General features: G+C 68.1%; 23 protein-coding genes. 19 read left to right on the top strand and 4 right to left on the bottom strand.

Annotated elements, in window-relative coordinates; all coding sequences use genetic code 11:
* Positions 1–2: 2 nt before the first annotated feature.
* The 9 genes from MSZK_RS31610 (at position 3) to MSZK_RS31570 (ending at position 9275) form a co-directional block, all read left to right on the top strand.
* Positions 3–1349, top strand: coding sequence for an MFS transporter (locus MSZK_RS31610; RefSeq protein WP_099252433.1), 1347 nt, complete (start codon positions 3–5; stop codon positions 1347–1349).
* Positions 1346–2536 carry an FAD binding domain-containing protein gene (locus tag MSZK_RS31605; RefSeq protein WP_099252432.1) on the top strand — a complete coding sequence of 397 codons (1191 nt, stop codon included), beginning with the start codon at positions 1346–1348 and terminating at the stop codon, positions 2534–2536. The genes MSZK_RS31610 and MSZK_RS31605 overlap by 4 nt, the downstream gene beginning before the upstream one ends.
* Positions 2537–2557: 21 nt before the next feature.
* Positions 2558–2998, top strand: a complete 441-nt coding sequence (locus MSZK_RS31600; protein ID WP_099252452.1) for a hypothetical protein — start codon at positions 2558–2560, stop codon at positions 2996–2998.
* Entirely contained in the window at positions 2995–4002 is a 1008-nt protein-coding gene (locus MSZK_RS31595; protein WP_099252431.1) for an amidohydrolase family protein, read from the top strand. Before MSZK_RS31600 ends, MSZK_RS31595 begins: the two co-directional genes overlap by 4 nt.
* Complete coding sequence (locus MSZK_RS31590; RefSeq protein ID WP_099252430.1) at positions 3999–5087, top strand: NADH:flavin oxidoreductase/NADH oxidase; 1089 nt, start codon at positions 3999–4001, stop codon at positions 5085–5087. The genes MSZK_RS31595 and MSZK_RS31590 overlap by 4 nt, the downstream gene beginning before the upstream one ends.
* Positions 5084–7336, top strand: coding sequence for a xanthine dehydrogenase family protein molybdopterin-binding subunit (locus tag MSZK_RS31585; RefSeq protein ID WP_099252429.1), 2253 nt, complete (start codon positions 5084–5086; stop codon positions 7334–7336). Before MSZK_RS31590 ends, MSZK_RS31585 begins: the two co-directional genes overlap by 4 nt.
* A complete protein-coding gene (locus tag MSZK_RS31580; RefSeq protein ID WP_099252428.1) occupies positions 7333–7881 on the top strand; it encodes a (2Fe-2S)-binding protein in 549 nt (182 codons plus the stop codon). The genes MSZK_RS31585 and MSZK_RS31580 overlap by 4 nt, the downstream gene beginning before the upstream one ends.
* Positions 7878–8876 (top strand): xanthine dehydrogenase family protein subunit M, encoded by a 999-nt coding sequence (locus MSZK_RS31575; protein ID WP_099252427.1) that lies wholly within the window; start codon positions 7878–7880, stop codon positions 8874–8876. The genes MSZK_RS31580 and MSZK_RS31575 overlap by 4 nt, the downstream gene beginning before the upstream one ends.
* 66 nt (positions 8877–8942) lie before the next feature.
* Positions 8943–9275, top strand: coding sequence for a hypothetical protein (locus MSZK_RS31570; RefSeq protein ID WP_099252426.1), 333 nt, complete (start codon positions 8943–8945; stop codon positions 9273–9275).
* Here the strand turns inward: MSZK_RS31570 and MSZK_RS31565 are convergent.
* Both MSZK_RS31565 and MSZK_RS31560 read right to left on the bottom strand, forming a co-directional pair.
* On the bottom strand, positions 9265–10500 hold the full coding sequence (locus MSZK_RS31565; RefSeq protein WP_099252425.1) for an acyl-CoA dehydrogenase family protein: 1236 nt from the start codon (positions 10498–10500) through the stop codon (positions 9265–9267). The genes MSZK_RS31570 and MSZK_RS31565 overlap by 11 nt on opposite strands.
* Before the next feature lie 12 nt (positions 10501–10512).
* Positions 10513–11541 carry an oxygenase MpaB family protein gene (locus tag MSZK_RS31560; RefSeq protein WP_099252424.1) on the bottom strand — a complete coding sequence of 343 codons (1029 nt, stop codon included), beginning with the start codon at positions 11539–11541 and terminating at the stop codon, positions 10513–10515.
* Between the two features lie 135 nt (positions 11542–11676).
* On the opposite strand from MSZK_RS31560, the gene MSZK_RS31555 reads away from it, so the two are divergent.
* The 8 genes from MSZK_RS31555 (at position 11677) to MSZK_RS31520 (ending at position 20674) form a co-directional block, all read left to right on the top strand.
* On the top strand, positions 11677–12567 hold the full coding sequence (locus MSZK_RS31555) for an adenylate/guanylate cyclase domain-containing protein (protein ID WP_099252423.1): 891 nt from the start codon (positions 11677–11679) through the stop codon (positions 12565–12567).
* Positions 12568–12577: 10 nt separating this feature from the next.
* Positions 12578–13366 carry a rhomboid-like protein gene (locus tag MSZK_RS31550; protein WP_099252422.1) on the top strand — a complete coding sequence of 263 codons (789 nt, stop codon included), beginning with the start codon at positions 12578–12580 and terminating at the stop codon, positions 13364–13366.
* 131 nt (positions 13367–13497) lie between these two features.
* A complete protein-coding gene (locus tag MSZK_RS31545; RefSeq protein WP_371411426.1) occupies positions 13498–14715 on the top strand; it encodes an MCE family protein in 1218 nt (405 codons plus the stop codon).
* Positions 14712–15740, top strand: coding sequence for an MCE family protein (locus MSZK_RS31540; RefSeq protein ID WP_255414270.1), 1029 nt, complete (start codon positions 14712–14714; stop codon positions 15738–15740). The genes MSZK_RS31545 and MSZK_RS31540 overlap by 4 nt, the downstream gene beginning before the upstream one ends.
* On the top strand, positions 15740–16834 hold the full coding sequence (locus tag MSZK_RS31535; RefSeq protein WP_099252421.1) for an MCE family protein: 1095 nt from the start codon (positions 15740–15742) through the stop codon (positions 16832–16834). Before MSZK_RS31540 ends, MSZK_RS31535 begins: the two co-directional genes overlap by 1 nt.
* A gap of 2 nt (positions 16835–16836) precedes the next feature.
* Positions 16837–18072, top strand: a complete 1236-nt coding sequence (locus MSZK_RS31530) for an MCE family protein (RefSeq protein WP_233211627.1) — start codon at positions 16837–16839, stop codon at positions 18070–18072.
* Between the two features lie 11 nt (positions 18073–18083).
* Positions 18084–19196 (top strand): MCE family protein, encoded by a 1113-nt coding sequence (locus MSZK_RS31525; RefSeq protein ID WP_099252419.1) that lies wholly within the window; start codon positions 18084–18086, stop codon positions 19194–19196.
* Positions 19196–20674 (top strand): MCE family protein, encoded by a 1479-nt coding sequence (locus tag MSZK_RS31520; protein ID WP_099252418.1) that lies wholly within the window; start codon positions 19196–19198, stop codon positions 20672–20674. Before MSZK_RS31525 ends, MSZK_RS31520 begins: the two co-directional genes overlap by 1 nt.
* On the opposite strand, the gene MSZK_RS31515 is transcribed toward MSZK_RS31520, so the two are convergent.
* Positions 20671–21261 carry a TetR/AcrR family transcriptional regulator gene (locus MSZK_RS31515; RefSeq protein ID WP_099252417.1) on the bottom strand — a complete coding sequence of 197 codons (591 nt, stop codon included), beginning with the start codon at positions 21259–21261 and terminating at the stop codon, positions 20671–20673. The two genes, MSZK_RS31520 and MSZK_RS31515, sit on opposite strands and share 4 nt — an antisense overlap.
* Before the next feature lie 80 nt (positions 21262–21341).
* Between MSZK_RS31515 and MSZK_RS31510 the strand changes: the two genes are divergently transcribed.
* Both MSZK_RS31510 and fdxA read left to right on the top strand, forming a co-directional pair.
* Complete coding sequence (locus tag MSZK_RS31510) at positions 21342–22910, top strand: NAD(P)/FAD-dependent oxidoreductase (RefSeq protein WP_099252416.1); 1569 nt, start codon at positions 21342–21344, stop codon at positions 22908–22910.
* Entirely contained in the window at positions 22907–23236 is a 330-nt protein-coding gene (gene fdxA, locus MSZK_RS31505) for a ferredoxin (protein WP_099252415.1), read from the top strand. Before MSZK_RS31510 ends, fdxA begins: the two co-directional genes overlap by 4 nt.
* Here the strand turns inward: fdxA and MSZK_RS31500 are convergent.
* The coding region (locus MSZK_RS31500; RefSeq protein WP_233211623.1) for an HNH endonuclease signature motif containing protein at positions 23233–23688 on the bottom strand (456 nt) is incomplete at its 5' end. The two genes, fdxA and MSZK_RS31500, sit on opposite strands and share 4 nt — an antisense overlap.

Here is a 23688-nt window from a genome sequence, read left to right as displayed (position 1 = left end):
TCATGACCATTGAGCGCACCGCGCCGACCGCCGGCGCCGGCTGGCGCCAGGAGATCAGCCGGACGCAGTGGCTGGTGCTGGCCGGCACCACGCTGGGCTGGGGCCTGGACGGCTTCGCGGGCAGTCTCTACGTGCTGGTCCTCGGGCCCGCGATGACCGAGCTGCTGCCCAACAGCGGGATCGACGCCGACCGTGCCGCCATCGGGCTCTACGGCGGCCTCACGATGGCGTTGTTCCTGGCCGGCTGGGCGACCGGCGGCATCCTGTTCGGGATCCTGGCCGACTATTTCGGCCGCACCCGGGTGCTCTCCGCGGGCATCCTCACCTATGCGGTGTTCAGTGCGGCGGCGGCGTTCGTCGACAACTGGTGGCAGCTGGGCATTTTGCGGTTCATCGCGGGTCTCGGGTCCGGGGTCGAGGCGCCGGTGGGGGCGGCGCTGATCGCCGAGACCTGGCGCAACCGATTCCGTGCACGGGCCGGTGGCGTGATGATGTCGGGCTATGCGGCCGGCTTCTTCGCCGCCGCCGGCGCCTACGCCCTGCTGGGCGGTCAGGGCTGGCGGGCCATGCTGATGCTGGCCGGCCTGCCCGCTCTGGTGGTGTGGTTCATCCGGCGCTTCGTGCCCGAGCCGCCGGAGATCAGCGCTCACCTGCATTCCCGTCGGCAGCGAAAAGCGCAGGGCATGAGTACAGTCCATGACCGGTTCGTGCTGTGGCGGCTGTTCGGCACGCCGTTCCTGCGCCCGATGCTGGTGTGCACGGCGCTGGCCACTGGAGCGTTGATCGCCTTCTGGAGCGTGTCGACCTGGTACCCCCAGATCATCAGGCAGCTCACCGCCGCGGCCGGACTGCCTGCCGGTACGGCCGATCACCGCGTCGCGCTCGCCGCCATGCTGTTCAACGCGGGCGGAGTCGTCGGGTACGCCTCCTGGGGGTTCATCGCCGACCTGATCGGCCGCAAGACGACGTTCTTGATGAGCTTCACGGTCTCGGCCGCGGCCATCGCGTGGGCGTTCCCGTTCGACCGGAGTTACCCCGAATTCATCGCCACCATGCCGATTCTCGGCTTCGGCCTGTTCGGTGCGCTGTCCGGCACCTTCATCTATGCGCCGGAGCTGTTTCCGCCCAGCGTGCGCGCCACCGCGCTGGCGGTGTGCAACAGCGTCGGTCGCTACGTCACCGCATTGGGGCCGCTGACCGCGGGTGTCATCGCGACGACCTGGTTCGGCGGCAACCTCGGCCAGGCCACCGCCTGGGTCGCCACCCTGGGCCTGATCGCCGTCGTCGGCCTGGCCTTCGCCACCGAGACCAAGGGCGCACCCATGCCCACCGAGGAGAACCAGTCATGACCGCGTACACCTGCGCAACGGCCGTCGTCGTCGGCGGATCCATCGGCGGCCTCACCACCGCACTGCTGCTGCGCGACTTGGGATTCCAGGTCGACGTCTACGAACGCACCCCGACCGCACTGGACGGGCGGGGCAGCGGCATCGTGTTGCAACCCGACACCGTGCGGTGGTTCACCGAACGCAGCAGCCAGGACCTCGCCGATCTGCGCACCTCGACGTCCTACATCCAGTACCTGCAACGCGACGGCGCGATCGCGCATCGGGAGAAGGCCACCTGGACCTATACCTCCTGGGGGACCTTCTACCGGGCGCTGCTGGCGGACTTCGGTATCGAGCACTACCACCACGGCGAGTACGCCTGCGGCTTCAGCCAGGACGCGGAGCGGGCCACGGTGCGATTCGTCAGCGGCGCCACCGCCTCGGCCGATCTGGTCGTGTTCGCCGACGGGATCACCTCGACGGCACGGGAGCGCTTCGACCCCGACGCCACCCTGGCCTATTCCGGCTACATCGGCTGGCGGGGCACCGTGGCGTGGTCGGCGCTGGGCGAGCAGACCCGCGTGACCCTCGACGACGCCATCACCTACAACCTGGCCCCGGGTACCCACATCACCATGTACCCGATCCCCGGCGAGGACGGCCTGGACGTCGGGCAGCGGCTGATGAACTACGTCTGGTACCGCAACGTCACACCGGGACCCGACCTGACCGAGATGCTGATCGACAAGCGAGGTTTCCACGGTGCGGTGTCCGTGCACCCCGGACAGGTCCAAGACCGCTACGTCACCGAGATGCGTGCCGCGGCGCAGCAGCTGTTCGCCCCCGCGGTCGCCGAGGTGGTCACCGCCACCGAAACACCCTATCTACAGGTGCTTTCCGATGTGCGGTCGGCGCGGATGGCTCAGGGGCGAGTCGCGCTCATCGGTGACGCCGCCTGCGCGTCGCGTCCCCACGCCGCGGCGGGAACCGCGAAAGCGGCCGCCGACGCCTGGGCGCTGGCCGGCGCCCTCGACGAGGCCGGCGGTGACATCGTCTCGGCGCTGACCAAATGGGAACCGGCCCAGCTCCAGCTCAGCGACGCGCTGCTGCGCCGCGTCGTGGACATGGGGGAGCGTTCCCAGTTCCGCAACACCTGGGTGCCCGGCGACCCAGACCTTCGTTTCGGGTTGTACGGACCCGGACGTTAACCACTTGTGAAAGGAAAACCGATGTCCGACAACACTTTCCTGGTCGACCTGCCGCTGGCGGGCGAACTGGTCGCCACCGACTTCGAAACCTGGCCCGATTGGCTGCGCCTCGAGTTCACCGAACACGCCCACGACGGTCACGTCGGGTCGCGGCTGCTGAGCCAGAACGACCGGGTCCGAGTCTGGGAGATCCGGCTGGCTCCCGGTGAGCGCTGGCACGCACACCGGCATGTGCTGGACTACTTCTGGACTGCGGTCAAGGCGGGCCGTAGCCGGCAACACACCCACGACGGCACTGTGCGCGAGGTTTCGTATCAGGCCGGCGAGACGCGACATTTCCACTTCGGCCCCGGCGAGTTCCTTTTGCACGACATCGAGAACATCGGTGAGGATGATCTGGTGTTCACCACCGTGGAGCATCTGGACAGCGCCAACGCCGCCCTCGACCTGGCCGCCAGGTGATCACCACCCCGATCGCCGACGGCGTCGTCGACGTCCACGCGCACTGGCTGCCCCGAGAGCTGTTCGACCTGCCGCCGGGCGCTCCTTACGGACCGATGCACGACCGCGACGGACAGCTCTATCTCGGTGATCTGCCGCTGTCGATCGCCACCGACGCGATGAGCGATCCGGCAGCGGCTGTCGCCGACATGGACCGGGCCGGCGTCGGCGTGCGGGTGCTGTCGGCGCCGCCGTTCGCGTTTCCGCTCGTCGCCGGCGCCGATGCGAGCGGCTATGCCGACGCCTTCAACACCGCGCTGGGACGGGTCGTCGCGGGCCACGGTGGCCGGTTGGCCGGGTTGGGCATGGTCGCCCTCGGCGACAACGCGCAGGCCACCCGTCACCTGGAGACGATGGCCGCGATCGAGGGCATCGCCGGCGTGGCTATTCCGCCCTTGGTGGGCAGCGGCTCGCTGGACAGCGACCCGTTGCGGCACGTCCTGGTCGAGGCCGCCCGGCTCGATCTGGCCGTGCTGGTGCACCCCATGCAGCTGGCCCGTGACGAATGGTCGAGCTATTACCTGAGCAACCTGATCGGAAATCCGGTCGAATCCGCCACCGCGGTGGCCACGCTGCTCCTGAGCGGTCTGGTCGACGAACTACCCGACCTGCGCATCTGTTTCGTGCACGGCGGCGGTTGCGCCCCCGGTCTGGTGGGGCGATGGAGCCATGCCTGGTCGGCCCGTACCGACGTCAGTGCCCGGGCGATCCGATCGCCCGGCGAGACGATCCGTGAGCTGTACTTCGACACCGTGACCCACGGCACCGCGCAGCTGGCGTTGCTGACCGAGATCGCCGGGGCGGACAAGATCCTCTGCGGCAGCGACTATCCCTTCGACATGGCCGAGACGGACCCGGCGCGGTTCGCCGTCGAGCACGGGCCGGGTGCGGCGGCGTTGCACCGCGCCGCCCACGCCTTTCTTGGGGTGCGGGCGCAGCGTCGGACCCCGTTGGTGGCATCGTGACCGAGCTCTTCAGCCCGTTGACGCTGCGCGGAGTCACCTTCGCCCACCGGGCGTGGATGTCACCGATGATGCAGTTCTCGGCGGTCCCGGACGGCCCGGAGATGGGGTCGCCGACGGACTGGCATCTGCAACACCTCGGTGCCCGTGCGGTCGGGGGTGCGGCGCTGGTGATGACCGAGGCGACCGCGGTCGACCCGGTGGGCCGCAGCAGCATCTACGACCTTGGCTTGTGGAATGACCTGCAGATGGCACACTTTCGCCGCATCACCGAGTTCATCTCCGGACAGGGCGCGGTCCCGGGGATCCAGCTTGTGCACGCCGGGCGAAAGGGCTCGACCGGGCGGCCCTGGCCCGACGAGACCCGGTCGCCGCAGAGCTGGCCGACCGTCGGCCCCAGTGCGGTGCCGTTCGGGCGGCTGCCTGCGCCGGCCGAACTCGATACCGCACAGATCGCCGCGATCGTCGACGCGTTCGCCGCGGCGGCCCGCCGGGCGGCCCAGGCCGGCTTCCGGGTGCTGGAGCTGCACGGCGCGCACGGCTACCTGATTCACCAGTTCCTGTCCCCGGCCGCCAACGCTCGCACCGACCATTACGGCGGATCCTTGGAGAACCGCCTGCGTTTCGCCGTCGAGGTGGTGTCGGCGGTCCGCGCTCAGTGGCCGGACGAGCTGCCGTTGTTCTTCCGGGTGTCGGCAACGGATTGGCTGGCCGGTGACACCGACGACCCGCGGCCGGGCTGGACGCTCGAGGAGTCCGTTGTGCTCGCCACCCGGCTCACCGAACTCGGCGTCGACCTGATGGATGTCTCCACCGGTGGGCTCGTGCCGGACGCCGCGATCCCGGTGGGCCCCGGTTACCAGGTGGCCTTCGCCGAGGCGCTGCGCAGCAAGGCCGGCGTGCCTGCCTCGGCGGTCGGACTGATCACCGAACCCGAACAAGCTGCGCGCATCGTCGACGACCAGCAGGCCGACGCGGTGTTCCTGGCTCGGGCGTTGCTGCGTGACCCGGCGTGGGTGCGCCGCGCGGCCGCCGCTCTCGGCGTGGCGCTGCCGTACCCGCCGCAGTACACCAGGGCGTTCACGTGACGCAGGTCGGGCGGCCGGTCGCCCGGGTCGAGGGCCGGGACAAGGTCACCGGTCGAGCCCGCTACACCGCCGACACCGTGGTCGACGGGCTGACGTATGCCGCACTCGTGCAGTCCGAGGAGGCACACGGCGTGGTGACGGCGGAGTCGCTTCGGCGCAGCAGCGCCCGGGCGGCCGCCGCGCCTGGCGTCCTTTACGTCCTCACTCCGTTGAATTGCCCGGCGCTGCAGCCCCTTCCGGTGGATCTGACCTTCGACCTGCCGCTGGAGCGGCGACCGCCGTTGTCGGATCTGACGGTCCAGCACGTCGGACAGCACATGGCGGTGGTGGTCGCGCAGACACCGGAGGACGCCACCTACGCGGCCTCGCTGTTCGACTTGGACTACGAGGTCCAGCCGGCCGCAACGGACATCGACGCGGTGCTCGGCGCCGCGCCGCCGCCCGACGAGAAGGACGGCCAGATCCGCCACGGCAGCTACCTGCCGGATCACTTCGTCAAGCTCGACGAGGAGAAGTTGCAAGACCACCGCGGCCCGGCCGACGAACCGCCCGGCGGGGTGCGCATCGCCGGGGAGTACACCACACCGCGCCACGCGCACTACCCGATCGAACTGTCGGCCACCATCGCCGAGTGGGACGGCGACCAGCTCGTCGTGCACGACACCACCCGCTGGATCACCGGCGAACGGGCCGCGCTGGCAGCGTATCTGGGCCTGCCGGAGTCGTCGGTGCGGGTGGTGGCGCCATTGGTCGGCGGAGCGTTCGGCTCGAAGAGCTTCCTGTGGATGCACGTCGTGCTGTGCGCGGTCGCCGCCAGGGAGATCCGACGCCCGGTCTCGCTTGTCCTGACCCGCACCCAGATGTTCTCCTCCACCGGGCACCGGCCGCGCACCCGCCAGCAGGTGAGGCTGGTCGCCGACGGGTCCGGGACATTGCAGAGCATCGAACACCACACCGTCACCGAGACCTCGACGGTGGCGCACTTCTGCGAGCCGGCCGGGTTGTCCAGTCGCATGCTGTATCGAACCCCGCGGCTGGTCGTTTCGCACCGGGTCGCGCGGATCAACGAGCCCACACCATGTTTCATGCGCGGCCCGGGGGAGGCGCCCGGGTTGTTCGCGCTGGAATCGGCGATGGACGAACTCGCCGTCGAGCTCGGTGTGGATCCGGTGGAGCTGCGCATCCGCAACCACGCCGATGTCGACCAGGCCGCCGGCAAACCCTGGTCGGGCAAGCATCTGTTGGACTGCTACGAGATCGGGATACAACGGTTCGGCTGGGACAAGCGGCCGCACGCGCCGCGGTCGTTGTCCGACAACGGTGTTCGGCTGGGCTGGGGGATGGCCACCGCCACCTACCCCGGCCGGCGGATGCCCGCGTCGTGCCGTGTGACGACCACCGCCGACGGCACGGTGCGGTTCGCCTCGGCCACCCACGAGATCGGGACGGGTGTCCGCACGGTCATGGGGCAGGTCGCTGCCGACGCCAGTGGCTTGTCGCCCGCGCAGGTGGTGTTCGAGTCCGGGGACTCGGCGTTCCCGGATGCCCCCTACAGCGGAGCGTCACAGACGACGGCAACCGTCGGATCGGCCGTGCATTCGGCTGCCGCGCAATGGAACAGCCGGCTGGTCGCGCTGGTCGGAGCGGACACTCGAACACCGTTTCACGGCGGCGACCTGCTCCGAGTGGAAGACGGCGACGTGGTCAGCGCGAATCACCGGATGGCGGTCGCCGAGCTGATCGCCCTCGGCGGGCAGCGCTATCTGGACGAGCTGAGCTTCACGGTCTCCGTGGACGGGGGACGCCGGCGCGACCGTGTCTCGCAGTCGTTCGGCGCACACTTCTGCGAGGTGGAGGTCGACGAGGAGATCGGGCGTGCGGCGGTGACCCGTTGGGTCGCGGTGATGGACTGTGGGCGGGTGCTCAATCCGGCGCTGGCGCACAACCAGGTGATGGGCGGCATCACGTTCGGGGTGGGCATGGCGCTGCTCGAACGCGTCCCCTACGACACCAGCACCGCCCAGCTCATCGGCGAGTACTACGTCCCGACCCATGCCGATCGGCCCGATTTCGACATCACGTTCGTCGACGAACCGGATTTCGGTCTGGACCCGATCGGGGTGCGCGGCATCGGCGAGATCGGTGTGTGCGGTGTCGCAGCGGCGGTCGCCAACGCGATCTTCCATGCCACCGGTCGCCGGATCCGCGAGCTGCCGATCACCGTCGAGAACCTGTTGAGGCCGATATGACGGAATCCGTTTCCCACCAGGACATCACGCTGACGGTCAACGGTACCGCGCACCCTATGACGGTGGATGTCCGCACCACCCTGCTGGACCTGCTGCGGGAACGACTCGCGCTGACCGGCACCAAGAAAGGCTGCGATCACGGCTTGTGCGGCGCGTGCACAGTGGCCCTGGACGGCGAACGGGTCGTCAGCTGCCTGGCGCTGGCGGTGTCGCTGGACGGCTCGGCGGTGACGACGATCGAGGGGATCGGCACCGACGACACGCTCGACCCGGTCCAACAGGCGTTCCTCGACCACGACGGCTTCCAATGCGGGTACTGCACACCGGGCCAGATCTCGTCGGCGCATGCGTTGCTGCGCGAGCACGCCCGCGGTGATCTGTCCGCGGCATCGTTCGACGGCAACCGCGCCAACGCGCTCGACGGCAGGCCGGCCCTGACCGAGACCGAGATCCGGGAGCGGATGGCCGGCAACATCTGCCGGTGCGGGGCGTACGCGAACATCGTCGACGCGGTGGCTGCCGCCGCGCAGGAGATGTCGCCGTGAGGACCTTCGGCTTTCGGCGCGCCGGCTCGGTGGACGACGCGATCCGCTCCGCGCAGGACACCGACGGCACCTACCTCGCCGGCGGGACCAACCTCGTCGATCTGATGAAAAACGGTGTGCTGCAGCCATCGACGCTCGTCGACATCCGGCGTCTGGGATTGACGTCGGTGACCGCCACCGACACCGGCGGGGTACGCATCGGTGCCGGAGTCACCAACAGCGCGGTGGCCAACCATCCGTTGATCCGGACGCAGTACCCGGTGTTGTCGCAGGCGATCCTGAGCGGGGCCACCACGCAGTTGCGCAACATGGCGACCGTGGGCGGAAACCTGCTACAACGCACCCGCTGCCCGTATTTCATGCAGACCGAATTCGACCGGTGCAACAAGCGGGTGGCGGGTTCGGGCTGCGCGGCGCTCGACGGGTTCCACCGCGAGCACGCGCTGTTCGGGGCCAGCGAGCACTGCGTGGCCGTCAACCCCTCCGACATGGCGGTGGCGCTGAGCATCCTCGACGCTGTCGTGCACGTGCAGGGCCCGGACGGGGCCAGGAGCATTCCGATCGCGGAGTTCTACACCCTGCCCGGCGACACCCCGCAGCGGGAAAACCGCTTGCGGCCGGCCGAACTCGTTCTCGCCGTGGAGTTGCCGCCGTCACCGTATGCCGCCCACTCGTGGTACCTGAAACTGCGCGACCGGCACAGCTACGCGTTCGCGCTGGTGTCGGTGGCGGTCGGTGTCGAGCTGATTGACGGGGTGATCGAGTCCGCTGCGATTGCGCTCGGCGGCGTGGCACCGTTGCCATGGCGGGTGCCCGCCGCGGAGGCAGTGCTGGCCGGGCAGCGGCCGGACGATGCGGTGCTCCGCGGCGCCGCCGAGCAGGCGATGTCGGGTGCCCGCCCGCTGAGCCAGAACGCGTTCAAGGTTGCGCTGGGCCGCAGCGCGGTGCATCGGGCGCTCGTCCGTGCCCTCGGTAGTGGCGGCTTAGCGGACTAACAGGGCTGGTGCCCGCCTCGCAGCGACAATTCAGCCCGTGTCAGTGCGCTGTGCAACCTTGGCGGCATGACCAACCCGCTGGTGCTGCGGGGGACGAACCTCCGCTACGTGTTGACCCGCTATCTGCAGCTCAACGGCCCCACGACCGTTGCCGATCTGGTCGTGGCGCTCGACGACTGGGGCTTTGCCGTGGCAGGCAGGCCGTCCAAGGCGATCTCGGATGCGCTGCGATGGGAACGGGTCCACGACCGAGTCCGTCCCCTCGGACGCGGCCTCTACGCGGCGAAATGGGGCATCCCGCGCGGGACAGAGCACCGCATCCATCAGCGGGTGGCGGCGCTACGAGCCGAAGCCCGCGATCTGTCGCTCAGAGGCGGGCACCAACCCTCTACCCGCTGAGCAATCCCTTGGCCACGTGGGTGATCTGCACCTCGTTACTCCCGGCGTAGATCATCAGCGACTTCGCATCGCGGGCAAGCTGTTCCACCCGGTATTCGGTCATGTACCCGTTGCCGCCGAACAACTGGACCGCCTCCATGGCCACGTCGGTCGCCGCCTGCGAGCAGTAGTACTTCATCGCCGACGCCTCGGCCAGTGAGATCGGGGTGCCGCTCTGCCCGCACTCGATCACCCGGAACAGCATGTTGCGCACATTCATCCGGGCCACCTCCATGTTGGCCAGCTTGAGCTGGATCAACTGGAACTGACCGATCTCCTTGCCCCACAATGTGCGGGTCCGGGCGTAGTCCGTACACAGCCGCAGGCATTCCTCGATCACCCCGAGCGCCATCGACACCACGCCGATCCGCTCGGCGGCGAAACTCGACCGGGCGCTGTCCCGGCCGTCACCGGACTTGTTCTCCTCGGTCTCGCCGAGCAGCCGGTCACGGCCCAGACGCACGTTGTTGAAGAACAGCTCACCGGTGCGCGAGCTGTGAATACCCATCTTGCGGAACGGCTTGGCCTGGACGAAACCCTCCATGCCGCGATCCAGGACGAACGTCAGCACCTTGCGGTCGCGCTTGTCGGCCCCGTCGCCTTCGTCCAACTTGGCGTACACCACGACGACGTCGGCGTCGGGTCCGTTGGTGATGAAGGTCTTCTGCCCGTTGAGGATGTAGTCGTCACCGTCGCGTACCACATAGGACTTCATGCCACCGAAGGCATCCGAACCGGAATCGGGTTCGGTGATCGCCCACGCGCCGACCTTCTCGTACGTCACCAACTCCGGTAGCCAGCGCTCCTGCTGGGCCAGCGTGCCCCGGCTCTGAATGGTGGGCACGGTCAGCCCGAGGCTGACGCCCATCCCGGTGACCAGTCCCATGCTCACCCGGCACAGCTCGCTGATCAGGACGAAACCCATTCCGGCCGAACCGCCGTCGCCGAACATGCCACCGCCACCGCCGGACTTGGACTCCTTGCCCTCTCGCATCCGGGCCAGCCGCTTGGTGAGGGACTCGCGCGCCATCTCATCGATACCGAAGGTGGCGAACAGCTTCCGGACGATGGGGTAGGGCTCCATATCGCCGCTCTCGAGGTCGTCGATGTGCGGACGCACCTCTTTGTCGACGAACTCGCGGACGGCGTCGCGCACGGCAATATCGACGTCGGACCATTCGATCATGGGTTCTCCGGTTCAGGCGGCGGCGGAACGTCCTCGGGCGGGCCGCAAACCGGCAAGTGAGAACGTCGTGTGGACCAGCGACCCCGCTCGTTCGACGAGGCTTTTGTGTCGAGGGACATAGTGCATGGGCATGCCGCGGCGGTCTTTAGGGGGTGCCATGAAACCGGGCGCTTCGACCAGCGGAGCGTCCGCCGGGATCCGCCCGGCGGCCCGCCGGTAGGCCGACAGCGCCCGCGGATGCAGGCGGATTTCGTCGGGGACCGCCCAGAACGCCAGTTCCACGGCCTTGCCGAACAGCCGCAGTGCCACTTCGTCGCCGGGCGTCCAGCGCATCCCGGCCTTCTCGCGCACCGCGGGGTCGAACAGGCCGGCGGCGATCCAGCGCTGCCCGGCCACCATCGGTTTGAACAACTGGTCCCACACCGGCGTCGGCATCAGGACGAACTTCGGCTTGGGGATCCGGATGTCGAAGATCTCCAGCGTTGCCTTGTTGATCTCCAGCTCCTCGCGGCACACCCGGTCCCAGTACTCGCAGAACTCGTCCCAGGTCTCGGGGACCGGGCGCATGCTCATGCCGTACATCGCGTACCACTGCACGTGTTCGTCGAAGAGTTGGCGCTTCTCGGCCTCGGTCAGCCCGCCGCAGAAGTATTCGGCGACCTTGAGGATCAGCATGAAGAACGTGGCGTGCGCCCAGTAGAACGTCTCGGGGTCCAGCGCGTGATAGCGGCGGCCGGCGCTGTCGACGCCCTTGATGTCCCGGTGGAATCCCTTGATCTGTTCGCCGGTCTGGCGGGCGCGTTCGCCGTCGTAGACCACACCCATGATCGGGTACACCGACCGGGCGACCCGCTGCAACGGCTCGCGCAGCAGGATCGAGTGCTCTTCCACGCCCGCACCCAGCTGCGGGTACATGTTCTGCAGCGACCCGATCCACACCCCGAGCATCCCGGTGCGCAGGTCACCGAAGTATTTCCAGGTGAGTGAGTCCGGCCCGAGCGGGGTCGGTGGGGCGGTGCGGGTGGTCGTCGTTGACCTCATCGACTCACGATAAAGCTGACAACGAGCGTTGTCTATGACGGCGACGAACCTGTGACCAGTCGTTTGGCAGAGTGATACGTCGACCGCGTCACACCAGGTTGGCCGGTCCGAAATGCGTTGCCTAGGCTTGATCTTGTGGACGTCGAGCCGTTCGACGATCAACCCGATTCCCTCGTTGACGTCAACCAACCCGGGCGTGGGCCCGCCGCGTGGTGGCACAACACCAACCACAATCCGGGCATCATCGCCCTGGTTCGTCGTGCGCGCCGGATGCTGCCCGGGGATCCCGACTTCGGCGACCCACTCTCCGCGGACGGCGCCGGCGGTGCCCGGGCTGCCGCGCGTGCCGCCGATCGGTTGCTGCGCGACCGGGAGGCCGCCACCCGTGAGGTGAGTTTGGCCACACTTCAGCTGTGGCAGGCGCTCACCGAACGCGTCTCCGGCCGACCGGCGAACCGGGAGGTGACGCTGGTGTTCACCGACCTGGTCGGGTTCTCCAGCTGGTCGCTGCAGGCTGGTGACGACGCCACGCTGCGGCTGCTGCGCCGGGTCGCCCAGGTCGTCGAGCCGCCGCTGCTGGACGCCGGCGGGCACATCGTGAAGCGGATGGGCGACGGGATCATGGCCGTCTTCGCCGACCCGCTGACCGCGGTGCGAGCCACCATGGCCGCGCGCGACGCGGTGCGAACCGTCGAGGTAGACGGCTATACGCCCCGGATGCGGGCCGGCATCCACACCGGTCGCCCGCAGCGCATCGGCGCCGACTGGCTCGGGGTCGACGTCAACATCACCGCCCGGGTGATGGAGCGGGCCACTCGGGGCGGGCTGATCGTCTCCGAGAAAACCCTGGAGCTCATCGAGCCCGAGCAACTCGAGTCGCTCGGGGTGTCGGTGAAGCGGATCAGGCGGGCGATGTTCGCGCCGCGCGCCGCCGGCGTGCCGACCGATCTGGCGATGTACCGCCTCAAAACCCGCAGGGACCTGCCAGTCGAGGACGATGCCGACGACCTCGAAGCGCAGGCATAGTTGAGGAGACATGTTTCTCGCACTGCTGTCGCGGCTGGCCCGCGTTCGGGTCACCGTCGGCTACACCGCCGCGCTCTCGGCGGTCGCGGCCGCGCTGTTCGTGCTCGGGCCGCACATCCGCACCGAGGTCATCTGGCACGCGAGTACCAACCTGCACAATCTCGGTGAGGGCCGGCTCGGGACGCTGATCGGCAGCGCGTTCGTCATCGAGCAGGGCCCCATCTATGTCTGGCTGCCCGGGCTGTTCGCCATCTTGGGCCTGGCCGAACTGCTGTGGCGCAGCCGCCGCATGGTGGTGGCGTTCGTCGTCGGCCACGTCGGGGCCACAGTGCTGGTGACCGCCGGGCTCGCCGCCGCGCTGGCGGCCGGGCTGACGTCCTGGTCCATCGTCAACGTGACCGATGTCGGCATGAGTTACGGGGCGGTCGGTGTCCTGGGCGCGCTCACCGCGGCGATACCGCGACGGTGGCGTGTGGCGTGGACGGGCTGGTGGCTGGCGGTGGCCTTCGGCTCGGCGCTGGTCTCGGGCGGCGACTTCACCAACGTCGGTCACGGCGTGGCCCTGGTGCTCGGAATGGTGGTCGGCACCCGGTTCGGCCATCCGGCGCACTGGACCACCGCGCGCTACACGCTGCTCGCGGTCGCCGCGGCGTTCGGCTACCTGATCATGGCGAACACCGGGCCGGCGATCCTGACCACGGCCACGCTCGGGGCGATCGGTGCGGTGGTGGCCGCGTGGATCGCCCGGCGGCGCGCCGGGCGCCGGGCGCCGGCCGCCCCACTGGCCGCCGCCTCGTAACCCCGCAGAACTCTCCGTCGATCCGAGGCGGGGATTCGCCGCGCCAAAATTTGCGTCAGTTATGACATAAACACCGTCACTTATGACACGAATGTGGTACTTATTCTCCCGGAGCCAGGGAGGGTGCCGACGTGACTCAGCACGACGCGACGTCGACGTTGCGAAGCGCTATTCGCCCCGCAGTGGGGTTGGCCTCCGTCGTGCTGGTGGCCGCCGTCATCGGCGCGGCCGTCCTGATGTTTCGCGGCGACGTGAGCGCGGGCGTGCCGATCACGGTGCTCTCGCCGCGCGCCGGTCTGGTGATGAATCCGGGCGCCAAGGTGAAGATGCGCGCGGTCCAGGTCGGCACCGTCTCGTCGATCGACCAGAGCCCGAACGGCCAAGCAGTGCTGCACCTTTCGATCGACCCCGCCCAGGTTCGGCTGATCCCGGCCAACGTCCGGGTCGACATCGCGTCGCCGACGGTGTTCGGCGCCAAGATGGTCGAACTGTCAGCGCCGGACGATCCGTCGGCGCAACCGCTGCGCTCGGGTCAGGTCATCGAGGCATCCAACGTGACGGTCGAGATCAACACCGTCTTCCAGCAACTGACGGCAGTGCTGTCGAAGGTGCAGCCGGAGAAGCTCAACGAGGTTCTCGGTGCGCTCGCCGGGGCGATGAACGGCCGGGGTGACCGACTGGGGCGGATGTTCTCCGATTTCGACGCGCTGCTGGCCGAGCTCGAACCCGGCCTGGACACTTTGCGCCACGACATCGTCGCCGCCGACGTGGCAGCCGATTCCTACGCCGACGCGGCCGCCGACCTGATGCGCACCGCCGACAACGCGACCCGGATCAGTGCCACGATCGTGGACCGGCAGGCCGATCTGGATGCCTTGTTGCTCAGCGCCATCGGGCTCGCCACCGTCGGCTCCGACGTCGTCGACGGCAACCGGCAGGCGGTCACCGACGTGGTTCGCCTGCTGGTGCCCACCACCGACCTGGCCAACCGCTACCACGACGCGTTGAACTGCACACTGGCCGGCCTCATCCCGATCGCCCTGGCGCCCCCGCAACCCGATCCGGGCGCCGTGGTGTCGGTGAGCTTCACCCTGGGGCTGGAACGGTATCGCTATCCGGCCGACCTGCCCAAGGTCGCCGCGACCGGCGGACCGCATTGTGCCGACCAGGGGCTGCCACACCTGGCACCGAACACCAAGCCGCCGTTCCTGGTCACCGACGTGGGCGCCAATCCCGCGCAGTACGGAAACCAGGGGGTGCTGCTGAACTCCGACGGACTCAAGCAGATCCTCTACGGCCCGCTGGACGGGCCGCCGCGCAACTCCGCACAGATCGGACAGCCGGGGTGAGGCGATCGGCGCGGGGGACCGCGGTCAAATTCTTCGCGTTCGCGGTCGTGATGGTCACGGCGACGGCGTTTCTGTTCATGACCTTCGCCCAGTACCGCACCGGTCGCACCAACGGCTACTCCGCGGTGTTCGCAGACGTGTCGCGGCTCAAGCCCGGTGACAGTGTGCGGGCGGCGGGCATCCGCATCGGCACCGTCGACACGGTGACGCTGCGCGACGACGCCACCGCACTGGTCACCTTCGAGGCCGACCGCGACGTCGTGCTGACCACCGCCACCACACTGGCCGTCCGTTACCTCAACCTCGTTGGCGACCGCTACCTGGAGCTGGTCGATGCGCCCGGGCCCACGGCGATGCTGCCCGCCGGTTCGCAGATCCCGATGGACCGCACCCAGCCGGCACTCGACCTCGACCTGCTGCTCAGCGGCCTCAAACCGGTGATCCAGAGCCTGAGCCCGAGCGACGTCAACGCGCTGACCTCCTCGCTGGTGCAGATCCTGCAGGGCCAGGGTGGCACCGTCGAGTCGCTGTTCACCAAGACGGCCTCGTTCACCAACGCGCTGGCCGACAACGACAGCGTGATCCAGCAGCTGATCGACAACCTCAAAGTGGTGCTGTCCGCGCTGACCACCGAGGGCGACCAGTTCTCGGCGGCGGTCGACCGGATCGAGAAACTGATCACCGGCTTCGCCGCCGACCGCGACCCGATCGGCACGGCCATCGATGCGCTGGACGCGGGCACGGCATCGTTGTCGGACCTGCTGGCCAACGCCCGCTCGCCGCTGGCCGGGGTGGTCAACGAGCTGAACCGCGTGGCACCGCTGCTGGACCAGGACAAGGACCGAGTGGATCGGGCACTGGCGAAGGCGCCGGAGAACTACCGCAAGCTGACCCGGCTCGGCGCCTACGGCAGCTTCATCCAGATGTACGTGTGCGGCATGTCGGTGCGCGTCACCGACCTGGAGGGCCGGACCGCGGTGTTCCCCTGGCTCAAGCAGACCGGCGGGCGGTGCGCCGAACCGTGATGAGCAGATACCGCGGCACGTCGCTGATCCGAGCCGGCTTCATCGGGGTCTCGGTGGCAGTGCTGGTCGTGTTGGTCGGCCTTGCGCCGCAACGGCTCTGGTCGTGGGCGACCCAGGTCCGATATCAAGCCGTGTTTGCCGAGGCCGGCGGGCTGGCCACCGGCAACGACGTGGTGATCTCCGGGATCAAGGTCGGAACCGTCTCGGCCATCGCCCTGGTGCGGGGCGATGCGCTGGTCACCTTCACCGTCGACGGCTCCGTGCATCTGGGCTCCCAGACCACCGCGCACATCAAGACCGGAACCGTGCTCGGCGCCCGGATCGTGACCCTCGTCCCGTCCGGTACCGGGACGCAGAAACCGTCCGACGTGATCCCGGCGTCACGCACGTCGTCGCCTTACGTGCTCACCGACGCCGTCGGCGACCTCACCACGAACGCAGCCGGGGTCGACACCGCGTCGCTGAACCAGTCGCTGGAGACACTGTCGGACACCGTCGACGCGATGGCGCCGCAGCTGGGGCCCACCCTGGACGGCCTGACCCGGCTGTCCCGATCGATGAACAGCCGAAACGACACCCTGCGCGAATTGCTGCGCAACGCTTCCGATCTCGCCGGGGTCCTGTCCGACCGCCGCCAGCAGGTCAACGCGTTGATCCTCAACGGTTCGGATCTGGTCGCCGTGCTGGCCGCGCGCCGCCAGGCGATCGCGGACCTGCTGGCCAACACCTCGGCGATGAGCCGGCAGTTGTCCGGGCTGGTCGCCGACAACGAAGCGACACTCGCGCCCACCCTGCAGCGGCTCAACTCGGTGACGGCAGTGCTGCAGAAGAACAACGACAACATCGCCAAAGCGCTTCCGGGCCTGGCCAAATACGAGATCACCATGGGCGAGGCGGTCTCCAGCGGCTTCTACTACCAGGCCTTCACCGCCAATGTCGTGCCCGCGGAATTCCTGCAGCCGTTCTTCGACTACGCCTTCGGCTTCCGTCGGGGAACCGATGCGGGCCAGCCGCCCGACAACGCGGGACCGCGGGCCGAGTTCCCGTTCCCGTACAACGGCATTCCACCCACACCGCACGAGGGGACACCGTGAGCATGCGCAACCGCATCACTGCCGCGACCGCCGCGGTGTTGGTGGCCTTGTGTGCGGCGGGCACCGCGTTCGTCGTTCGTCACACCTACTACGCGGCCACGACCATCACGGCCTATTTCACCGCGGCCAACGCCATCTACCCCGGCGACGAGGTTCGGGTGTCCGGGGTGAAAGTCGGCACGATCGATGCCATCGAGCCGATCGGCAAGCAGGTCAAGGTGGTACTGCGCGTGGATCCGGGGATCGACATCCCGGCCGGTGCCAGCGCAGTGATCGTGGCGCAGAACCTGGTCGCGGCCCGCTACCTGCAGCTCACGCCCGCCTATCGGGACTCCGGCCCGACAATGCCGTCCGGGGCGGTCATCCCGGTCGAGCGGACTGCGGTCCCCGTCGAGTGGGACGACGTCAAAACCCAGCTTATGCGGCTGTCCACCGATTTGGGGCCCAGCAGCGAGTCAGCCCGGCCTGCGCTGGCGCGGCTGATCGATGACACCGCGGGTGCGATGGGCGGCAACGGCGCCAAACTGCGCCAGATGTTGGCTCAGTTGTCCACCGTCGCGCGGATATTCGCCGACGGCAGCGGCGACGTCGTCGACATCATCACGGGCCTGCAGAATCTGGTGACGGCCCTGCGGGACAGCAGTGCCACGATCGTCGACTTCGAGCACCGCCTTGCCGCCTTGGCGGGCACTTTGGACGACAACACCGCAGATCTCGACGCCGCCCTGCGAGACCTCGCCACGGCGACCGCCGATGCGCAGCGCTTCGTCGGCGGAAGTCGTGAGGTGACCGCCGAACAGATCCAGCGCCTGAGCGACGTCACCAGAAATCTGGCCGAGAACCGCAAGAGCATCGAGCAACTGCTGCATGTCGCGCCCAATGCGTTCGCCAACTACTACAACGTCTACAACCCCGACACCGGCGACAACATCGGCTCGATCGTGTTCAACGACTTCGCCAATCCGATCCAGTTCATCTGCGGTCAGATCGGCGCCATCGAGAACGCCACCGCCGCCGAGACCGGCAAACTGTGCGAGCAGTACCTCGGCCCGGCCATGCGGCTGCTCAGCTTCAACCTCATCCCGTTCCCGATGAGTCCGTATCTGATGAAGGCGCCGTCACCGGAAAACCTGCTCTACTCCGATCCGGCGCTGGCCCCCGGCGGCGCAGGGCCGCGCCCGGGTCCCCCCGAGACGCCACCGGCGGTCTCGGCCTACACGGGGGCGCCTGCGCCGTGAGATTCCGTCCCATGTGCGCCGTCGCCGCGGTCGTGGTCATCACGACCGGCGCCTCGGGCTGCGGATTCCGCGACCTGAACTCGTTGCCACTGCCGGGCACCGAAGACCGGCGCAGCGCCACCGTCTTCCACGTCGAGATCGCCAATGTCGGAATGCTCGAATCGAACTCGCCGGTTCTGGTCGACGACGTCGTGGTGGGAACCGTCGGCTCGATGCGACTGCGGAACTGGCACGCCGACGTCGAGGTGTTCGTCCGTCCCGACGTCGTCGTCCCGGCCAACGCGGTGGCCACCGTCGGGCAGACCAGCCTGCTGGGCTCGATGCACCTGGAACTCGACCCGCCGGTCGGGGAAGCACCCAGCGGCCGGCTGCAGCCGGGCGCGACGATCCCGCTGAACAAGTCGTCGACCTATCCGTCCACCGAGCGCACGCTGTCCACCCTGTCCGCGGTGGTGAACGGCGGGGGACTGGGCCAGATCGGCGATGTCATCCGCAATGCCAACACCGCACTGGCCGGACGCCAGGGGCAGGTCCGGGACCTGCTCCGGCGGCTGGACACGTTCGCCGGCACGCTGGATGGCCAGCGGGCCGACCTGATCGACATGATCCAGCAGGTCAACCGGTTGAGCGGGACACTGGCCGACCACCGGCAGGTGATCACCGAAGCGCTGCAACGCATTCCGGCCGCCCTCGACGTCCTGATCCGGGAACGCCCCCGCATCGTCACCGCGCTGGACAAGCTGCGCAGCTTCAGCGAATCGACCACGGATCTGATCAACGCGACCCAGGACGACCTCGTCACCAACCTGCGCAATCTCGAACCCACGATCAAAGCGCTGGCCGACGTGGGCCCCGAACTCGACACCGCGCTGGCCTTCGCCGTCACCTACCCGTACAGCCAGAGCTACATCGACCGGGCCGTGCGCGGCGACTACGTCAACATGTTCTTGGTCGCCGACCTGACCGTTCCGCGCCTCAAGCGCACCCTGTTCCTGGGTACCCGATGGGGTGATCAAGACGCCAAACTCGTTCCCGCGCCAGGGGATCCGTGGTATCTGAACTACACCTACGATCCGCTGCGGACCGGCCTGACCGACCCACCACCGGCGACCGGGGGCGGTTGATGCTGACTCGGTTCGTCCGCATCCAGCTGGTGGTCTTCGGGATCATCGCGTTGACCGGCCTGCTGCTGATGACCTTTGTGTTCGTGCAGGTTCCGACGTTGCTGGGAATCGGCAAGATCACCGTCACGCTGGAACTGCCCAGCGGCGGCGGGCTGTACCGATTCTCCAACGTGACCTATCGCGGGGTGCAGGTCGGCAAGGTGACCGCGTTGCGGCTGACCAAGACCGGAGCGGAAGCGACTCTCTCGCTGGACACGTCGCCGAAGATCCCGCTCGACCTGCGCGCCGAGGTCCGCAGCGCCTCGGCGATCGGTGAACAGTACGTCGATCTGCGGCCACAGAGCGGATCTGGTCCGTACCTGCGGGACGGGTCGGTGATCTCCGCCGCGCAGACCACGATCCCGCAGGCGGTCGGCCCGATGCTCGACAGCGTGAGCGCGCTGGTGAACAGCATTCCCGGGGAACAACTGTCGGTATTGCTCGACGAATCGGATCAGGGCCTGCGCGGGGCCGGTTATGACCTGTCCTCGCTGCTGGACTCCTCGGCCACCGTGATCGGCGCGGTCGGCTCGGTGCGCGATCGCACCAGAATGCTGGTCGACGACTCGGCACCCCTGCTGGATTCCCAAGTCGCGTCGATGGATTCGCTGCGGGTGTTGGCTCGCGGTCTGGCCGACGTCACCCAGACGGTCGCCGACGACGACGAGCATGTGCGGGCACTGCTGCGCACCGGCCCGGCAGCCGCCGACGAGGTCGCCAGGCTGCTCGACCAGGTCAAGCCCACGCTGCCCGTACTGCTGGCCAACCTCAGCGCGCTCGGCCAGATTCTTCTCACCTACAACTCCTCGCTCGAGCAGTTGCTCGTGCTGTTGCCGCCCGCGGTCGCCAGCACCCAGGCCTTCGGCTTGCCGACCAACAACCCGAGCGGCCTGCCGGTGGGGGAGTTCGCGATCACGCTGGGCGATCCGCCGCCGTGCACGGTGGGCTTCCTGCCGCCGTCGTCGTGGCGGTCACCCGCCGACACCACCACCATCGACACCCCGGACGGCCTGTACTGCAAACTGCCGCAGGACTCGCCGATCGCGGTGCGCGGGGCCAGGAACTATCCGTGTGTCGGCAAGCCGGGCAAGCGCGCACCGACGGTCGAGATGTGCGACAGCGATCAGTCGTTCGTGCCGACCGCAGTTCGTCAACATGCGGTCGGTCCCTACCCACTGGATCCGAACCTGATCTCCCAAGGCGTCCCGCCCGACAGCAGGGTCAATCCCGACGACCACATCTACGGGCCGGTTGCACCGCCACCAGGCGTGGCGCCCAGCGCATTCGGCACAGCCGACGGTGGCCGGGCGCCGGCTTCGGTGGTCCCGTACAACCCAGCGACCGGCAGCTATATCACCCCCGATGGGCGCCGCTATGTGCAGTCGGATCTCGGCGCGTCCAAGGCGCCGGCGTCGTGGAAGGACCTGCTGCCGTGTTAGGCCAGCGGTGCAAGCCCGGAGCGGATGAGATCGACGCTGGTGGCCACCACCGCACGCAGGTCGGTCGTGCATCCGTCGCGGCCCCACCGCTCCACCGCGGCCACCAGGGTCGCCGCCAGCGCCGCACCGGCCACCTCGGCGATCAGGTCGAGATCGGGCAGATCGGGATAGCGGCGCCTGACGAACTCGGTGAGCACCTCGGCGAACGAGGACTGCACCACCCGCAGGTGTCCGGCGGTGCGCTCACCCTCGAGCAGCGTCGCTCGCAGGATGGCCGCTTGGCGAACGACTTCCAAGTCGTGTGGGAAGCTCACCACACTGCCGAGCACCGCGTCGAACAGCGACTCGTTGGCTGGGCGTCGAGCCAACGCCTCGGCGAACCACTCCAGTTGTGTTTCGTAATCCTGAAACAGCACGGCCTCTTTGGTCGGGAAGTGCCGGAAGAAGGTGCGCTGCGTGACGCCCGCCTCGTCGGCGAGTTCGGCGACGGTCACGTTGGCGAATCCGTCGCGGGCGAACCTGGCCAGCGCCACCTCCCGCAATGCCTCCCGCGTCGAGGTCCTGCGGCGCTCGTGCATGTTCGTCATTACGTCATTTTCGCACAATCCTTTTCGCCGATTCACGACAGTCGTGAGATAGGTCCCGTCAAGTAAGGAGAAACCAACAAATGAGTGACTACGACGCGATCGTCGTCGGGGGCGGCCACAACGGCCTGACCGCCGCGGCGGTCCTGGCTCAGCACGGCCTGCGCACGGTGGTACTGGAACAAAACACCTATTCCGGCGGGATGGCTGCGACGGTCGAGCTGATCGACGGATTCCGTTACGAGATCGCCGGTTCGGTGCAGTTTCCGACCGCGCCGGAAGTGGCGCAGGCCTTGGAACTGCACACGATCCCGCAGGTCCACGCGGAGGTGCAGTCGGTGAATCTCGGCGAAGCCGGTGAGGAACCGATGATCATGTACAGCGATCCGATGAAATACATGACCCATCTGTCCGAGAAGCACGGCGCCGATTCGGTTCTGGGCATGGCCAAGATGCTGGAATGGACCACCGGCCCCACCCGGGCACTCGGCCGCTTCGAAGCGCGCACCCCACCGAAGACGCTCGACGAGATGTATGCCTGTGCCACAAACGAATCGGAGCGCCGCGCGATCCACGAGATGCTGTTCGGCACGGCCATGGACGTGATCGATCGCAACTTCCCCGACAAGGACAAGTACGCGACCATCCGGGGCATGCTGGCGTTCCTGGCGATCAACTCCACCTATCGTGGTCCGTTCACACCCGGCAGCGCAACGTGTCTGGCGTTCGCGATGGGCGTGCCGGACATGAATGCCACCATGATGACGAAGCTCGAGGGTGGCATCGGTGCGGTATGTGATCACCTGAAGACGTTGCTCATCGACCGCGGCGGCGAGATCCGCTACCGCAGCAAGGTCGAACAGATCCTGGTGGACGACGATCGGGTCACCGGGGTGCGGTTGCGGGACGGGTCGGTGCTCACCGCGCCGGTCGTGGTGTCCAATCTTTCCCCGGACCTCACGCTGGTGGACCTGGTGGGCTCGGAGAATCTGCCCGGCAATCTGGTGGAGCGGCTGGCCGGCCGCGATCACCGGGCCACCTTCATCCAGATGCACTTCGCCCTCGACGGTCTGCCGGAGTTCGCCTCACCCTACGAGCTGCTCAACGAGCCCGGGATGCAGACGTCGGTCGGGGTGTTCGGAACCCCCGAGGAACAGCAGCGGCAATGGGAAATGGCCAGGGCCGGAATGCTTCCGGACAACCCGTCGTTCGGTATGCAGATCCCCTCGGTCGCGGATCCCTCGCTGGCGCCGCCGGGAAAGCACGCCGCCAGTGCGTACGCTTACGGGTTCCCGGTCGACGCCCCGCGGGAGCAGCATGGGCGCCTCAAGCAAGAGATGGCCGAGACGGTGATCGACAAGATCACCAAATTCGCACCGAACTTCCGGGAGATCCAGATCCGGCACATCACGTTCGCGCCCTACCACATGCAGACGATGTTCGGGGCGCCGGACGGCGACTTCTGTCACGGCCTGCTGCATCCTGACTTGATGGGGCCGAATCGTCCGGGTCCCAAGGGTTTCCTCGATCTGCCGATCCCGATCGAGGGGCTCTACCTCGGCGGCGCCGGGTGCCACGGCGGTCCGGGCATCACCTTCGTGCCAGGCTACAACGCGGCCCATCAGGCCATCGACGATCTGGCGGCGAAATGACCTACGTGATCGGTGAGCCCTGCGTCGACATCAGGGACAAGGCGTGCGTGGACGAATGCCCGGTGGACTGCATCTACGAGGGGGAGCGGATGCTCTACATCCATCCCGACGAGTGCGTGGACTGTGCGGCCTGTGAGCCGGTGTGCCCGGTCGAGGCGATCACCTACATCGACGAAGTGCCCGACGAGTGGCGGCCCTACATCGACGCCAACGCGGATTTCTTCGCCGACCTCGGATCGCCCGGTGGCGCGCGCGGTTTGGGCCGGCAGCCGTTCGACGCCCCGCTGGTGGCACAACAGCCGCGCAAGGACACCGCACCGGGTTAGTTCGGATCGTCGGTCTCAGTCTCCAACAGCCGCTCGGGGTGGTGGTAGGTGTTGGTGCCGCCGTGGAGCATGGGTAGGCCGGGTGGGGGGATCCATTCGGTCTGGCCGTTGGGCAGGATGCGGGTGTTCCAGCCGCCGGTTTCGACCAGTTGGTTGTCTGGTGGGCAGGCCAGGGTGAGGTCGTCGATGTCGGTGGTGCCGCCGTTCTTCCAGTCTCGGGCGGCGTGGTGCACTGCGGAGTGATAGCCGGGGGCGTCACAGCCGGGCCGGGTACAGCCGCGGTGCTTGGCGTGCAGGATGATTCGTTGATCGGCCGACGCGATGCGTTTGGTGCGCCCGAGCCATAACGCCCGGCCGTCCACCCCGTCGAACAGGGCGAGGTAATGACGCCTCTCTGTGTCAAGACCCTGCGGTTGTAGCGTGAGGGGGCGGACCCGGGAAGTGACTTGTCT

This window comes from Mycobacterium sp. shizuoka-1 (assembly GCF_002723835.1).
GTDB lineage: Bacteria > Actinomycetota > Actinomycetes > Mycobacteriales > Mycobacteriaceae > Mycobacterium.
Note: the sequence above shows the minus strand (reverse complement) of the source record. Positions and strands in the feature narration are given on the sequence as shown.

Coding starts and splice junctions, on each gene's coding strand:
- MSZK_RS31610 (WP_099252433.1), top strand. CDS start 3: ATGACCATTGAGCGCACCGCGCCGACCGCCGGCGCCGGCTGGCGCCAG.
- MSZK_RS31605 (WP_099252432.1), top strand. CDS start 1,346: ATGACCGCGTACACCTGCGCAACGGCCGTCGTCGTCGGCGGATCCATC.
- MSZK_RS31600 (WP_099252452.1), top strand. CDS start 2,558: ATGTCCGACAACACTTTCCTGGTCGACCTGCCGCTGGCGGGCGAACTG.
- MSZK_RS31580 (WP_099252428.1), top strand. CDS start 7,333: ATGACGGAATCCGTTTCCCACCAGGACATCACGCTGACGGTCAACGGT.
- MSZK_RS31570 (WP_099252426.1), top strand. CDS start 8,943: ATGACCAACCCGCTGGTGCTGCGGGGGACGAACCTCCGCTACGTGTTG.
- MSZK_RS31565 (WP_099252425.1), bottom strand. CDS start 10,500: ATGATCGAATGGTCCGACGTCGATATTGCCGTGCGCGACGCCGTCCGC.
- MSZK_RS31560 (WP_099252424.1), bottom strand. CDS start 11,541: ATGAGGTCAACGACGACCACCCGCACCGCCCCACCGACCCCGCTCGGG.
- MSZK_RS31550 (WP_099252422.1), top strand. CDS start 12,578: ATGTTTCTCGCACTGCTGTCGCGGCTGGCCCGCGTTCGGGTCACCGTC.
- MSZK_RS31535 (WP_099252421.1), top strand. CDS start 15,740: ATGAGCAGATACCGCGGCACGTCGCTGATCCGAGCCGGCTTCATCGGG.
- MSZK_RS31530 (WP_233211627.1), top strand. CDS start 16,837: ATGCGCAACCGCATCACTGCCGCGACCGCCGCGGTGTTGGTGGCCTTG.
- MSZK_RS31525 (WP_099252419.1), top strand. CDS start 18,084: ATGTGCGCCGTCGCCGCGGTCGTGGTCATCACGACCGGCGCCTCGGGC.
- MSZK_RS31520 (WP_099252418.1), top strand. CDS start 19,196: ATGCTGACTCGGTTCGTCCGCATCCAGCTGGTGGTCTTCGGGATCATC.
- MSZK_RS31515 (WP_099252417.1), bottom strand. CDS start 21,261: ATGACGAACATGCACGAGCGCCGCAGGACCTCGACGCGGGAGGCATTG.
- MSZK_RS31510 (WP_099252416.1), top strand. CDS start 21,342: ATGAGTGACTACGACGCGATCGTCGTCGGGGGCGGCCACAACGGCCTG.
- fdxA (WP_099252415.1), top strand. CDS start 22,907: ATGACCTACGTGATCGGTGAGCCCTGCGTCGACATCAGGGACAAGGCG.